General features: G+C 42.1%; 15 protein-coding genes. 4 read left to right on the plus strand and 11 right to left on the minus strand.

The window, feature by feature from the left end; all coding sequences use genetic code 11:
• Window positions 1-148 precede the first annotated feature (148 nt).
• The gene (locus tag OH456_RS05270; protein WP_270032963.1) at window positions 149-1,132 is read right to left on the minus strand and encodes a GGDEF domain-containing protein; all 984 of its coding nucleotides are present in this window, start codon (window positions 1,130-1,132) and stop codon (window positions 149-151) included.
• Window positions 1,133-1,345: 213 nt separating this feature from the next.
• Between OH456_RS05270 and OH456_RS05275 the strand changes: the two genes are divergently transcribed.
• Window positions 1,346-1,783 (plus strand): DUF3069 domain-containing protein, encoded by a 438-nt coding sequence (locus OH456_RS05275; protein ID WP_006072747.1) that lies wholly within the window; start codon window positions 1,346-1,348, stop codon window positions 1,781-1,783.
• A gap of 44 nt (window positions 1,784-1,827) precedes the next feature.
• On the opposite strand, the gene modC is transcribed toward OH456_RS05275, so the two are convergent.
• The 4 genes from modC to OH456_RS05295 are packed head-to-tail and all read right to left on the minus strand — an operon-like array spanning window position 1,828 to window position 5,859.
• Complete coding sequence (modC, locus tag OH456_RS05280) at window positions 1,828-2,940, minus strand: molybdenum ABC transporter ATP-binding protein ModC (protein ID WP_198558914.1); 1,113 nt, start codon at window positions 2,938-2,940, stop codon at window positions 1,828-1,830.
• On the minus strand, window positions 2,937-3,629 hold the full coding sequence (modB, locus tag OH456_RS05285) for a molybdate ABC transporter permease subunit (RefSeq protein WP_124942076.1): 693 nt from the start codon (window positions 3,627-3,629) through the stop codon (window positions 2,937-2,939). The genes modC and modB overlap by 4 nt, the downstream gene beginning before the upstream one ends.
• Window positions 3,630-3,631: 2 nt before the next feature.
• On the minus strand, window positions 3,632-4,390 hold the full coding sequence (gene modA / locus OH456_RS05290; protein WP_270032964.1) for a molybdate ABC transporter substrate-binding protein: 759 nt from the start codon (window positions 4,388-4,390) through the stop codon (window positions 3,632-3,634).
• Window positions 4,390-5,859, minus strand: coding sequence for a cobyric acid synthase (locus OH456_RS05295; RefSeq protein WP_198558912.1), 1,470 nt, complete (start codon window positions 5,857-5,859; stop codon window positions 4,390-4,392). The genes modA and OH456_RS05295 overlap by 1 nt, the downstream gene beginning before the upstream one ends.
• Window positions 5,860-6,038: 179 nt before the next feature.
• Here OH456_RS05295 and OH456_RS05300 point away from each other — a divergent pair, with 179 nt between their 5' ends.
• Both OH456_RS05300 and OH456_RS05305 read left to right on the plus strand, forming a co-directional pair.
• On the plus strand, window positions 6,039-6,416 hold the full coding sequence (locus OH456_RS05300) for a YgiW/YdeI family stress tolerance OB fold protein (RefSeq protein WP_198558911.1): 378 nt from the start codon (window positions 6,039-6,041) through the stop codon (window positions 6,414-6,416).
• 112 nt (window positions 6,417-6,528) lie between these two features.
• Window positions 6,529-7,065, plus strand: coding sequence for a hypothetical protein (locus OH456_RS05305; RefSeq protein WP_006072758.1), 537 nt, complete (start codon window positions 6,529-6,531; stop codon window positions 7,063-7,065).
• A 61-nt stretch (window positions 7,066-7,126) separates the two neighbouring features.
• On the opposite strand, the gene OH456_RS05310 is transcribed toward OH456_RS05305, so the two are convergent.
• From OH456_RS05310 to nrdD, 4 genes are all read right to left on the minus strand, one after another.
• Window positions 7,127-7,843 (minus strand): ATP-dependent zinc protease family protein, encoded by a 717-nt coding sequence (locus OH456_RS05310; RefSeq protein ID WP_124942073.1) that lies wholly within the window; start codon window positions 7,841-7,843, stop codon window positions 7,127-7,129.
• 51 nt (window positions 7,844-7,894) lie between these two features.
• Window positions 7,895-9,079, minus strand: coding sequence for an amino acid aminotransferase (locus OH456_RS05315; RefSeq protein ID WP_062461595.1), 1,185 nt, complete (start codon window positions 9,077-9,079; stop codon window positions 7,895-7,897).
• Window positions 9,080-9,215: 136 nt separating this feature from the next.
• A complete protein-coding gene (nrdG, locus tag OH456_RS05320) occupies window positions 9,216-9,686 on the minus strand; it encodes an anaerobic ribonucleoside-triphosphate reductase-activating protein (protein WP_198558910.1) in 471 nt (156 codons plus the stop codon).
• Between the two features lie 32 nt (window positions 9,687-9,718).
• The gene (gene nrdD / locus OH456_RS05325) at window positions 9,719-11,839 is read right to left on the minus strand and encodes an anaerobic ribonucleoside-triphosphate reductase (RefSeq protein WP_240205353.1); all 2,121 of its coding nucleotides are present in this window, start codon (window positions 11,837-11,839) and stop codon (window positions 9,719-9,721) included.
• A 296-nt stretch (window positions 11,840-12,135) separates the two neighbouring features.
• Here nrdD and OH456_RS05330 point away from each other — a divergent pair, with 296 nt between their 5' ends.
• A complete protein-coding gene (locus OH456_RS05330; RefSeq protein WP_270032965.1) occupies window positions 12,136-13,029 on the plus strand; it encodes an endonuclease/exonuclease/phosphatase family protein in 894 nt (297 codons plus the stop codon).
• Window positions 13,030-13,169: 140 nt separating this feature from the next.
• Here OH456_RS05330 and OH456_RS05335 read toward each other — a convergent pair whose 3' ends face one another.
• Window positions 13,170-13,604 (minus strand): YeeE/YedE family protein, encoded by a 435-nt coding sequence (locus OH456_RS05335; protein WP_006072768.1) that lies wholly within the window; start codon window positions 13,602-13,604, stop codon window positions 13,170-13,172.
• 11 nt (window positions 13,605-13,615) lie between these two features.
• Window positions 13,616-14,032 carry a YeeE/YedE family protein gene (locus tag OH456_RS05340; protein WP_088878468.1) on the minus strand — a complete coding sequence of 139 codons (417 nt, stop codon included), beginning with the start codon at window positions 14,030-14,032 and terminating at the stop codon, window positions 13,616-13,618.
• Window positions 14,033-14,098: the final 66 nt, after the last annotated feature.

The following is a 14,098-nucleotide window of genomic DNA, read 5'->3' on the forward strand; positions in this document are numbered from 1 at the left end:
TTTCTACCCATTGTGGAAATATCTTAATAATAGCCCCACTTTGAATAATTGTGGGTAACAGTATGTAATTTAGGAAGTTATCTAGTGGAACAACATAAAAAAGCTCCTCATAAAATGAGGAGCTCATAACGTAAATTTTACGCCAGACTCACGAGGTTGTACTAATGATATCGCCTTCAATTTGGGAAACGTACCTGTTTCGACCGGTTCGTTTTGCTTGATAAAGCAGTTTGTCAGCACTTTCATACAGCTCGTTGATGGTCTCAGTCCCAGTTGGAACCAAACTAAATACACCAAGTGACAATGTCACTCTGTCCGTGGTGTGAGAGAACTGGTGGGGAATGTTTAACTGAGAGATCCCTTCTCTGACTCTAGCTGCGTTCTCTTCTGCTTCACGAATATCACATTTACTAAGTAAAATAACAAATTCTTCGCCGCCATATCGGCCGACATATTCACCACTACGAATAAACATCACATCGAGAAATTGAGCAATGTTGATTAAACATTGATCACCTTCAGTATGGCCATAATTATCGTTGAACGCCTTAAAGTGATCGACGTCCATCAAAATAACCGAGAGCGGCATCTGATGACGACCGTGCCATTGAATAAGTTCTGTGAGTTTTTCGTCCATATAACGGCGGTTAAATAGTTTAGTCAGCCCATCTTCATTTGCTTTGTGTTGCAGTGCCCTGTTAGCTTCTTGTAGTTGTGCACTTGCTTGTTTAAGTTCACGACGCATATGAGCTATACGTTGCATAGCAACAAGTTTGGATTGTAGCACTATCTTATTAACTGGCTTAACTAAGTAATCATCACCACCCGCTCTGATAGCTTTTGCAATCATTTCAGGTTCATCATGACTACTCAGAAAAATAATCGGAATCCAGTCTGCTTGATAGCGTTCACGTATTTCCGCAGCCACTTGAAAACCATCCATTTCAGGCATTGATATATCTAGTAGTACAAGCTCTGGATCGAACGATGGGTATAAGGCTAACGCCTCTCTTCCGCTCGCGGCGACTTCTACTACATGACCAAGTTGTTTAAGTCGAATTTGAAGCTGCATCCGTTCTAGTTGCGCATCATCTACGAGAAGAATTCTCATTGAAGAATCCATGGGTGTCATAAGCCTTCCTGTAATTGCACGCCAACCCTAATGAGTCAGATATAACACATATTAGGACAATATTCATCCAGTCCCACTTTAATCAGAGTTTTAACGTATTGATAAGGTTGATTTGTCCAATATCGGGAGGATTTTTACTGAGACTTCGATTATTATTGACTTTTACATCGCTTCTCCTAGGATAGGCGCAATTTTACACACTGAGATAGTAGTATGTCTGAGACACAAAATAACGAAGCAACCAAAGTTGACTTAGAGTTGGTATCCCCAGAATTACGTCAAGTAATCACGTTTGATGACGTGCCTGAAGAATTGCATAACATGGTGGTTTCCATTCACGAGGTGACTGAAGAAGCTGTGCGTGAAGCTTGGGACACATTACCTGCCAGTGCACAAAATATCCTTGATAACTTTGAGCAGTTCCATGCTTTAATTTCAGTTAGTCAAGCATTTGCGGGCGTCAGCACAATGGAAGAATTCACAACGATGGATTTCCCTGCCGACATGACTGACGAAGAGAAAGAAGACTATCGAGCTCAACTGCTGGATAAAGTCTTAAGCAACTGTATTCGTGATATGGTTAAGCAGATTAAGAAAGCGCGTCGTGATGCTATTCTGAAGCGTGATTTTAAAGAAGTATTTGAGAAATAAAGTACTTTGTTCTCGTTTAAAAGGTCGCGAATTCGCGACCTTTTCTATATTTGCGGTTCGATCGCCACATCTCTTTGAGAGACACTGACACCTTTTATCTGAGCATACACTTTCTGGCCAACTTCTAGCGCAAGGTCATCAATAGCCCACTGAGTAACTGTTGCTATCAATTTTTGTTGATTTGTCAGTGAGAGAATGACTTCCACACTCTGCCTTGATGTGCCTTTGCCTCCCAGATGAATAGCTTCTACCGTACAAGATAAAATATTACGGATCGATGTTTTACTTGGGCGTTCCAGCGCAATGGATACATCACTTGCTCTTACTCTCAATCGAACATGTTCACCTATCACGCCTTCTGTGTGTTGAACCCATAAATAATGCTGTTCAGTTAGCGCTACTTTCGTAAGCCCGTAATAACTGTTTTGCTCCAGAATCTCTCCCTTAAACAAGGAACTTCTATCTGAAAATGATTGCCACGACTGCATAATCGGTGAACTCCAAACGTTCTCAATGGTATCACTCTCCACAACTTTGCCATCTTCGATGACTACTAGATGCTGAGCAAGACGAAGGATTTCATTCAAACTATGAGTGACATAGAGAATTGGAATATCAATAGAGTGCGATAGTTTCTCTAAAAACGGCATTAGTTCACGTTTACGTGAAATATCCAATGACGCTAATGGCTCATCCATTAACAAAATTTGTGGTTTACTTAGGAGTGCTCTTCCGATTGCAACACGCTGTTTCTCTCCTCCTGACAGGCTGCTTGGATAACGATTTAGTAAATCCCCAATAGCTAAAAGCCCAACAATTTCATTGAAATACGCTGGGTCGCAACCCGTGACGCCGTAACGCAAATTGCGACTGACAGTCATATGGGGAAATAATCTTGCGTCTTGGAACACGTAACCCACTTGCCTACTTTCAATCGCTACATCAAGTTTTAAGCTAGAGTCGAACAAAACGCGATCTGCGACTTCAATTAGCCCAGAATCTGGTGTTACCAAGCCGCTGACCAAATTAATCAACGTCGTTTTTCCTGCTCCAGAGCGTCCAAATATGGCCGTAATACCTTTCGCTGGTAGCTGTGTTTTTAAGTGAAAGCTTCTATCAGAGAAGTTCTTTTTTACGTCGAGACTTATTCTATTCATTTCGCTACACCCAATCGTTTACTCATCCAACGATTTAGTCCTTCTGCAAAATAGAGGGATGCAAGAGAAATAACAATCGAGATAATACATAGCCTCATCGCCGCATCTTCCGCACCAGGGGTCTCTAAGAAGTTGTACATAGCGAGTGGAATAGTTTGTGTTTCACCAGGAATATTCGACACAAAACTTATCGTAGCCCCAAACTCTCCCAAACTTCGGGCAAATGAGAGCATAGTTCCGCTAATCACTCCTGGAATAACGAGAGGCAAAGTGATGGTAAAGAAAACCTTTAATTGCGTAGCACCAAGCGTACGCGCAGCTTGCTCTAGTTTTTGATCGACGCTATCCATTGAGAGGCGAATAGAGCGAACCATTAGTGGGAGCGATACAATGATGCAAGCTACAACCGCTCCCCGCCAACTAAAGCTGAAACTAATGCCTGTAAGGTCATAAATGAACTTTCCTATAACGCCCTGTCTGCCCATAGAAATCAGTAATAGATAGCCAATAACCACGGGAGGAAGTACGAGAGGAAGATGAATCAAACTATCGAGAATACTCTTGCCGTAAAACTCTTTCTTACTTAGGATCCACGCTAATAAAACACCTATCGGTATAAGCCAAACTATAGCTACACCAGCTACCTTCAGGCTTAACTGTAATGCTTGAATTTCGTAGTCTGTTAACATGCTTATTGGTTACCATCCAATGGCGAAAATCCGTATTTGGCCAAGATTTGCTGGCCTGATTGAGACTGAATAAACTCTACAAACTCTTGGGTCTCGTGGCGAGAATTCAATTTAACTAGCGGGTAAATAATAGGATCATGGGTCGTGTCAGGAAAAGCGCCGATTACATCAACAGAATCGCTTGCCATCGCATCAGTTTTATAGACGATCCCCAATGGAGCCTCATTTCTCTCAACCAAAGCTAATACTTGTCTAACATTATTAACTGGCGCTAAATGAGAACGTACAGACGCCCAAACATTTAAAGATTCGAGCGATTGTTTGGCATAGATACCAGCGGGTACAGAGGACACAGTCCCTATCGCCAAACGTTCACCATTTAACCATTGGTCCCAACTCTTCGCAGAATCGAACACAAACGCACTTTTATGTGATACGGCGTTATTTTTGATTAACACCAGCCGATTTTGTGCAATGTTGGATACATTTTCTGCTTCGACTGTCCCTTTCTTTATTAAATAGTCCACCCATTTAACGTTAGCAGAAATGAAAAGATCCGCTGGAGCGCCCTGATAAATCTGACGTGCTATAGAAGAAGAACCACCATAAACCTTTACTACATCAACATTTGATTGCTGATTAAACTCACTGGCTAATTCATCAACGGCATTCGTCATAGAAGACGCAGCGTATATATTAAGCGTTGCCGCCAATGTTACTGGTGACAGTGTAACTAAAAGTAAAATTAATAACTTTTTCATCAGTTTGTGAAACCCAAGTCTGGCCAGAGTTGTTGAAGGTCTAGGTGGTTTTCGAGAGCATCCGCTATCGTATCCAGCGCTTGTTCCTTTTCATCGTTAATCGAATAACTAGAAACAGACTCTCCGTTTACCCAGCGCACCAATAAAGATACAAATTCGGAAGAGTCCAGTATGCCATGAAGGTAGGTTCCAATTACTTGATTATCCTCACTAATAGCACCATCTTTCGTGCCAATACTGAGTTCAATAAGTGGCTGGCTTGAAACCTTGCTTTGTCCCGCATGTATTTCATAACCAGAAACGCTTACGCTTGTACCTTCAAGAGATAACACACCAGTGACGTTGGTCAGCTGTTTCTCTGGGAGTAGTTCAGTGTCAACATCAAGTAAGGCTAAACCATCACTAGTTCCGATTTTTCCTTCGATACCGAGTGAATCGGTAATGTGCTTGCCTAATATTTGAAATCCACCACAGATTCCCATCACCTTTCCGCCAAATCGTAGATGTCGATAGATATCCTTATCCCACCCCTGCTCTCTCAGATAGCTAAGGTCATCTCTAACAGATTTCGTGCCCGGAAGAATAATCAAATCAGCATTATCGATTCGCTCTCCCTTACCAACGTATCGAAAGTCTATTTCAGGATGTAATCGGAGAGCGTCAAAATCGGTGTGATTACTAATACGAGTAAGTATGGGAACCACGACCCTTAGTTTAGTTGTTTCGGCGGTCACGTACTCCGCAGTGATGGCGTCTTCTGCTTCGATATTAAGGCCGTGTATAAAAGGGATTACGCCAATTACTGGCTTCCCTGTTTTTTGTTCTAACCATTCAAGCCCTGGCTCTAGCAATGAAATGTCACCCCGAAAGCGATTAATAACAAAACCAACGACTCGATTCTGTTCACTCTCAGATAGCAATGCTAATGTACCGTATAAATGAGCGAATACTCCTCCACGGTCGATGTCTGCCACAATAATAACAGGAACATCGGCTTCTTCAGCAAAACCCATATTGGCAATATCGTTTTGTCTAAGATTGATCTCTGCTGGGCTTCCTGCACCTTCGATCATGATGGCGTCGAAATGATTGGCTAGTTTAGAAAAAGAATCAAGAACATAAGGCATAGCCACTTTTTTGTAGTCGTGGAAGCCAACTGCATCCATATTAGCAAAAGCTTTGCCTTGAATGATAATTTGAGCACCAGTATCGGAATTGGGTTTAATCAGAACCGGATTCATGTCCACTGTCGCGTCAACACGAGCTGCTTGCGCTTGAACAGCTTGCGCACGGCCTATTTCGCCGCCATCTTTCGTGACGGCACTGTTCAATGCCATGTTTTGAGGCTTGAATGGGGCAACACTGATCCCTTTCCGCGCTAAGACCCGGCATAATCCTGCCACTAAGACGCTTTTACCTGCGTCTGAAGTTGTTCCTTGAACCATTAGAGCTTGTGAAGTGCGACGCATATATTCTCAAATTGCTATGAAGTCTTTGGTAAGTTTACCTTTTTTACTCCTCAGACCCAACCGACAGCCTAAAAAACCTCAGTGAATGGAAAATGAATGCCACACTCAGCAATGGTTAAGCTTAACTACGTTTTAATAGTAATCGACAACTAAAGAGACACTCTAAAAGGAACCAAGTTATGAAAAAAACGGTATTGAGTCTAGCAGCGGCACTAATTCTTACTCCAACTCTTGTGTTAGCAAAAGACGGTGGGCACCATGATTCTAAATCGCCTAGCGTCGTATATACAGGGCCGGTTGAAACGATTTCTGTAACCGAGCTATTAACTGATACCAGTATGTTTACTGAGAAAAACGTTATTGTTGATGGCTATTTAGTTCGTCAAGTTCGGGACGATAAGTTTATTTTCAGTGACGGTGATGCTGAAATTCAAGTAGATATGGACGATGCGCGATTAACTACACCTATTAATAATGAAACTAAAGTAAGAATTTTCGGAGAGTACGAAGGTGGAAATACACCAGAAATTGAGGTTGACCACATTCAAATAATGTAAAGAAAAGTTCGACTTAGTCAAAAATGGTCTGTATTTTGCAGACCATTTTTCTATATACTGGACAAACTCATTTTTAGAGACTATGTCGACATCAATTCATCACGGAGTTCTCATGCTAGGTAAAGCAAGCCGTACTGCCCTATTATCATTGGCAGTCGCCGCCCCTTCGTTGGTTTACGCTAACAACTTCAACTACAATGCTTTTCAAGTTCGCTTAGGCGCCGATCCTGGTACTGTTGGAGCTGAATTTACAACGTTTTTCACAGAAAACACCCACTTTATACTTCGTGGCGACAGTCGATTTGAAGGTGATTGGGACGTGGCTGGCGGTATTGGTTTTAACGGACCAGCTGGTCAATTCGCAGATGTGTATGGACAATTACTAGTGCATAACATAAAAACAAAGAGCCACGACAAGTGGAATACAGACTTCGCATCTGAGTTTAATATCGGCTCCCGTATTTGGTTCCTTCAAAATGTGGAAGGTGATGCTCGAATTGGTATGCTTAACGGGCATGATGACACTAAATTCATTTGGAAAGTGGGCGCACGTTTCCATTCAACAGACGTGCTTTCACTCGGTGCCGCCATATTTGACAACGGAACCTACGGAAACCAAGTCGAAATGTCTGTTGCATTTAACTTCTAGCTTCTAATATAAAAAATGGCTTTCCGATTGGAAAGCCATTTTTTATTACCGGTTACTTGGATTATTTATTGCTTGGTTTAGGTTGGACGTATTTACGACTCACATCCACAAGAGCAATATCTCTAAAGAAACTACGACCTAATAACACTGGGTATTTGAGATGCGTACGGTCAGCCAAAGTAAACTCAGTCTTGCTAGTCATATCACCAATCTTAATGACGGATACAATAACTGGGCGTTTATCGCTTTCTTCGGAACTAGACTGTTTTACTTTCACCCAACGTTCAACTGGCATACTCATCTCTTTAGACTCTACACCACTATGCTTTACCTTGAACTTAACCCACTCTTTACCATCACGTTCAAATGGAACGATATCGACGGCACTCAGTGACGATGTGGTAGCCCCAGTGTCTATTCGAGCTTTAGTCGTAACTTTCATATCAACTAAACGAACATATTCTTGCTCACCTAGTATCAGTTTACCCTCTTCATTTTTCACTGGCGCAGGCTTAGCGACTGGCTTTTCTGGTTTAGCCTCAGGTTTCTCTGCGGGTTTTGTCTCTTTCTCTGGTTGTACTTTCTGAGTATCACTTTCTGTTTTTGTGCTCTCAGTTTCAGTTGCACTTTTTTCGGTTTCTTTTTCTGATTTTGCAGCTTCAGTGTCTTGCTTAGGCTGTTCAACTTGTGGTGGAGTCACTGGCTCAGTTGGTGTAGTAGAACAAGCTACTAAGCCACCACTTAACATCAGTGGTAAAATCACTTTCCACGGTTTCATTCATTCACCTTTATTAATTCTATTTCTGTGACGTGCAAAAATGCTCATCGATTATTGACTGACAGCAATCAGCGCATTGGCTACATAGGGCAGTTGCGACTCAGATAAGCCAGCGATGTTAATTCGCCCATCGTCTACACCGTAAATAGCAAAGTCATTACGCAAACGCTGCATTTGCTCTGGAGTAAATCCTAGCACAGTAAACATGCCTTTGTGAGACATGATAAAGTCAAATTGATCAGATGAATGAGTATTTTTCAATTCTTTACAAAGGCCATCACGCAATGCAACCAATCGTTGTTGCATTTCAGTCAGTTCCGTTGACCACATGTTGGTTAAGTATTCATCGGCCAAGATGGTTTTGACCAATGCTGCACCATGGTCCGGTGGCATTGTGTACGTCGCTCGAGCTAGTGTAAGCAGTTTACCTTTCGCGTTCGCAGCCTCAGTCGCATTTTTACCAATGACGATCGCTGCTCCAGTGCGTTCACGATATAGCCCGAAGTTCTTAGAACATGAAGTAGTAAGGAGCATTTCTTCAACATTTTCAGCCATATGTCGAAGACCATATGCATCTTGCTCTAAGCCGTCACCGAAGCCTTGATAAGCGACATCAACAAATGGTACAAAACCATTTTTCACGCTTAGCTCTGTGATGGTTTTCCAATCTTCTAACGATATATCAGCGCCAGTTGGATTGTGACAACATCCATGAAGCAATACGACGTCGCCTTGTCCTGCTTGAGCAATATCAGATAGCATTAAATCACGGTCAACCTGTTTAGTTGCTGGGTCAAAGTAGCGATAATACTTAACCTGTAGACCCGCTGCTTCCATTACTGGTTTATGGTTGACATAGCTTGGGTTCGAAAGCCAAACCGTTGTCCCTGGCTGAGCAACATTTAGTAAATCTCCCAACATACGCAAACCACCACTCGCGCCCGGAGTTTGAATGACGGACATACGGTCATAAATAGGTGTTTCACCAAACACGACTTTAGCAATACTTTGGTTAAACTCTTCACACCCAGCAAGACCAACATAAGCTTTAGTCTGTTGTTCCGTAGTGACAATGCGCTGAGCTTCAGCAATGGCTTTCATTATTGGAGTTTGCCCGTCACTGTTACGATAAACGCCAATGCCTAAATCAACTTTGTCGGCACGTTCATCATTTCTAAAAGCAACGGATAAGGAAAGAATAGGATCGAGCACAGGCTCGGGTAATTGAGAGAACATGAAAGTCACAACCCTTTGAAATTCAAGTAGTGGCATCACGTTAGCATTAGATTAAAAATATTGAAATAGTTTTGTTATAAACAGGATTAATTCGGAGTGTACATAGTAAAGGGAGCATTGCGCTCCCTCTTTTATATTAAAACTGTTTGAATCGATGAATCACTTGATTCGAACTGCCCCGCCATTCTAACTCTGGGTCAGCCAACTCTTTCTCGAATTTGCCATCGACAAGCACGTCTACTAGGTCAATCACTTGTTGTTGCTCAGGTGACAGCTCCTGTAACAAATAACCGCTCCAAAGCCAGATATCTTTATCGGGACATTCACGCCTTACTCGTTCCACCAGCCGTAGTATGCGGCTTACATTAGAGGGGTGTAACGGGTCTCCTCCAGATAACGATAAACCTCTCTTCTTAATACGAGTATCGTTTAGATCCGCAATGATCCGATCTTCCATCTCATCGGTAAAGCTATGTCCTGAATGCAAAGACCATGTCGCTTGGTTATAGCAGCCTCGACATTGGTGAACACAACCCGAAACAAAGAGAGTACAACGCGTACCAGGTCCATTGACTACGTCGATAGGATGATACTGATGATAATTCATATATTGACTCTCTTGGTTCTTAGTAAATGATATTAAAGGTGCTTAACGCGACGTTTAACTTCTTCTTGTTTACCAAAGTTAAATGGGCGCGCATCTGGGCTACCTAAATAACCGCATACACGACGCGTTACAGATACTCGAGTAGAGTCGTGGTTACCACATTTAGGGCAAGTGAAGCCTTTGCTAGTGCAGTCAAACTCTCCCATGTAGCCACACTCATAACACTCGTCAATTGGTGTATTCGTACCATAGTAAGGAACGCGCGTGTAACTGTAGTCCCATACATTCTCTAATGCTTCAATGTTACGCTGCATATTTGGGAATTCGCCGTAACAAATGAAACCACCAGAGGAGATTTCTGGGTAAGGCATTTCAAAGTCAATCTTGTCGTATGGATTAACTTTCTTTTGCACGTCCAAGTGGAAGCTATTGGTGTAGTAGCCTTTGTCTGTCACCCCTTCGATGATCCCAAATTCTTTAGTATCAATTTGGCAGAAACGACTGCATAGGTTTTCACTTGGCGTACCGTACAAGCTAAATGCGTAGCCGGTTTCTTCAGCCCATTGGTTTACCACTTGCTTCATGTGCTTGATAACATTAAGCGCCATGTCGCGCATAGTATTGTCATCGTACATATGAACGTCATTACCAAATAGAGCCGTAACCATCTCATGAATACCAATGTAACCAAGAGAAATTGAAGCACGACCATTCTTAAAAATTGGTGCGATAGAGTCGTCTGCTTTTAGACGTACACCACATGCGCCTTCCATATAAAGGATTGGGGCAACACGAGCCTTAACTTTCTCTAGACGACTAATACGTGTTTCAAGAGCTTTACGCGCCAGCACTAAACGGTCGTTTAATAACTCATAAAACTTCTCAACACTACCATTGGCTTTGATAGCAATGCGAGGAAGGTTCAAGCTCACAACACCAAGGTTATTGCGCCCTTCATGTTGAAGTTCACCGTTTTCTTCGTATGTACCAAGGAAACTACGACAACCCATTGGCGTTTTAAATGACCCCGTTACTTCAACCACTTTATCGTAGTTTAAAATATCTGGGTACATACGCTTAGACGCACACTCTAACGCTAGCTGTTTAACATCGTAGTTCGGATCTTCAGACTTATGATTTAAGCCATCTTTGATTGCAAACACCAATTTAGGGAATACTGCTGTTTTGCTGTTTTTGCCAAGACCAGCGATTCGATTCTTCAGAATCGACTGTTGGATAAGTTTTGACTCCCAACTCGTACCAAGTCCAAAGCCGAAAGTAACAAATGGTGTTTGACCATTGGCAGTGTGCAAGGTGTTGACTTCGTACTCTAATGATTGGAATGCGTCATAACATTCTTTCTCCGTACGAGCTTGAGCAAATGCTTCTGGCTGGTGAATGTCCCACTCTTGAGCAATTTGAAGATGTTTGTCATAGCTTGCTTTTACGTAAGGCGCTAAGACTTCATCAATACGGTTAATCGTTGTGCCACCATAAATATGACTTGCCACTTGGGCAATAATCTGTGCGGTTACAGCTGTAGCAGTTGAAATTGATTTAGGAGTATCAATCTCAGCATTACCCATCTTAAAGCCATGCGTTAACATGCCTTTTAAATCAATGAGCATACAGTTAAACATCGGGAAGAAAGGCGCGTAATCAAGATCGTGATAATGGATGTCGCCTTCGTCGTGTGCTTGCACAACGTCCCTAGGAAGAATTCGAGTCTTCGCATAGTGTTTAGCGACGATACCCGCCAACAAATCACGCTGCGTCGGGATAACCTTGCCATCTTTATTAGCGTTCTCATTAAGAAGATCGGCGTTGCTTTCTTCAATCAGACCTTCGATCTCTTTAGTCAGAGCGCTTTTCTTTTCACGAGCAATATCACGGTCATGACGATATTCAATGTACGAACGAGCAAGTCCTTTATATGGACCTTGCATTAGTTCATTCTCTACCGCTGTTTGAATTTCTTGAATGTCTACATGTTCGCAATCCTGCAGTTTGAGCTCTACCGCTAAAGCCACATTTTTAGCGTAGATTTCGAGCTCTTTATCTGCATGTTCCGCCGCACTTACCACAGCAGCTTCAATACGATCCTTTGTAAACGGAGCACGAGAGCCGTCTCTCTTGATTACGATTGTTTTCACCCTTTCTCCTTACCCAAAGTATACTCACAGAGTTATCCACAAATACACTATATAGGGTTGTTACTTTTTATTCTGACACAATATATTGTGGTGTATTTAACGAAAAGCACCAAACCAAAGTATTGATTCAGATCAATAAAAATTGGCTACTGAGCAAGAAGAATTCGATCTAGATGAAGTAGATCTCATATGAAGGAAAAACAAAATTTTTCACGAAATTTAACGCATTTTTGGTTGCAATTTTAGTAACGCTTGCGGCACATTGGCTGTGAGGGAATTTTAAAATGGCAAGTGCGATGAAAAGAACATTAAGTTATTACAAGTGGTTATTTTCTTTAGTAATTGGAATATCACTTTTTCCTACATTGGTGTCAGCAACAACGTTTACTACATGGAATATTGAATGGTTAACGCTTAATCCATCATCAAAGTTCGAAGCAAGTCAAAGGGGCAAGGACGACTTTCTCGCTTTAGCACGTCAATTTGAAGTCCTCTCGCCCTCCGTGTTAGCGTTTCAAGAAGTAGATAGTCAGGAAGCCATCCGTAAAATAGTTGGCAACGATTACGACATTTATTTGTCGGATCGTGCACTACCATCTAATAAACAACATCAATTCTCCGCGATTAACCAATACACTGGCTTCGCTGTGAAAAAGGGTTTGTCCATCAAAGACGCAGCGGACTTCCCTCTTAGTACAGGTAGCAAACTAAGATTTGCTTCTACAATCAAACTTAACGTGGACAACAAAACAATAAACCTGTTGTCAGTGCACTTAAAAGCCGGTTGCTCGGGAAAATTCGTCAATCAAAACTCATGTCATACTTTAAAAAAACAAGGAAAAGTCATAAATAGTTGGCTAAAGCAGGTCGAACAACAAAACGAGTTATACATTTTGTTGGGTGATTTCAATCACAACCTAGCGTATAACGGCGATTGGTTATGGAAGACAATCACCAATGGTCTAGATACTGCGCCGCGTTTAACCTCTCAGCAAACTAAAGCCACGTGTAAAGTAAAATCTCGCAAGAATAACGACAAAATACACCAATTTCGCTCTCTCATCGATCACATCATCGTCAGTCCAGAGTTAAGAACAAGTCCTGCTGTTCAAAGTCTCATGCCACTCGAGGACGTGCTAAAGCACCAAATGAGTGATCACTGCCCTTTATCGATAGAGTTGTATGATTAACTAGAGATGACATTTCCAATTTTGATGTTTACAGTATTTTGGTTATTACTTAACCCAACCTTCAAGAGTGATCTTCTTGGTGGGCATAACGCTGTAATGTCACTTTAGTTGAGGAGTAATCCAATAAATACGGTAAGCCACTACGCTGCTTGTTTTCCGTTTTCTTTCCTTGAGATATTATCGCCAATGAACATACCAACCAACATAGTGACAACAAAACCCAATACGCTATAACTGCCGTTTGCCATCGATGCAATTGCGGGTCCCGGGCAGATACCTGCAATCCCCCAACCTAACCCAAACAGAGCGGCACCGCTTAGTAGCTGACTATCAATTTTCTTGTTGTCGGACAAGCAGAATGAATCTGCACATACTGGCTCCTTTCTCTTGCGGATGATTAGCCAATAGCTTGGTGCAAATACCAATAATGCTCCACCCATTACAAACGCCAAATCAGGTGACCAATGGCCAGTAACGTCGAGAAAAGCAATGACATTCTTCGGGTCACTCATGCCTGAGATGATCATACCTGCGCCAAATAGCAAACCTGCAACGATAGATATCAACCTTTGCATATTCAAAACTCCTAAAGCACGTGTGTCATAACAAATGTGGTCAACATGGCCACCACCATAAAGGTTACAGTCGCCATTACTGATCGAACAGATAGTCGACCCATTCCGCAAATACCATGGCCACTTGTACAGCCATTGCCTAATTTAGTACCCATACCCACGAGTAAACCTGAGATAAGAACTAATGGTGTTGACACGACCATAGCAACAGGGGCTAATCCAAACCATTTTGCGGTTGCTACTCCGCCGACAACCATTCCCAATACGAACAATACACGCCAGCTTGTATCGCCGGCTCTTCCTTTATAGATTTTGCTCACTATGCCGCTAATACCCGCTACTTTGCCGTTGAACAATAGTAAAATAGTCGCGGAAAGCCCTAGCATCATGCCGCCTAATAACGATGCCCACGGAATTGAAAACTCCATTGTTACCTCACTAAGAGTTAAATCTAAAAATAATGTTAGTGGCGAAACTTAACGAAAATTTCGCAA

Source organism: Vibrio sp. La 4.2.2, assembly GCF_027586995.1.
Taxonomy (GTDB): Bacteria; Pseudomonadota; Gammaproteobacteria; order Enterobacterales; family Vibrionaceae; genus Vibrio; species Vibrio mediterranei.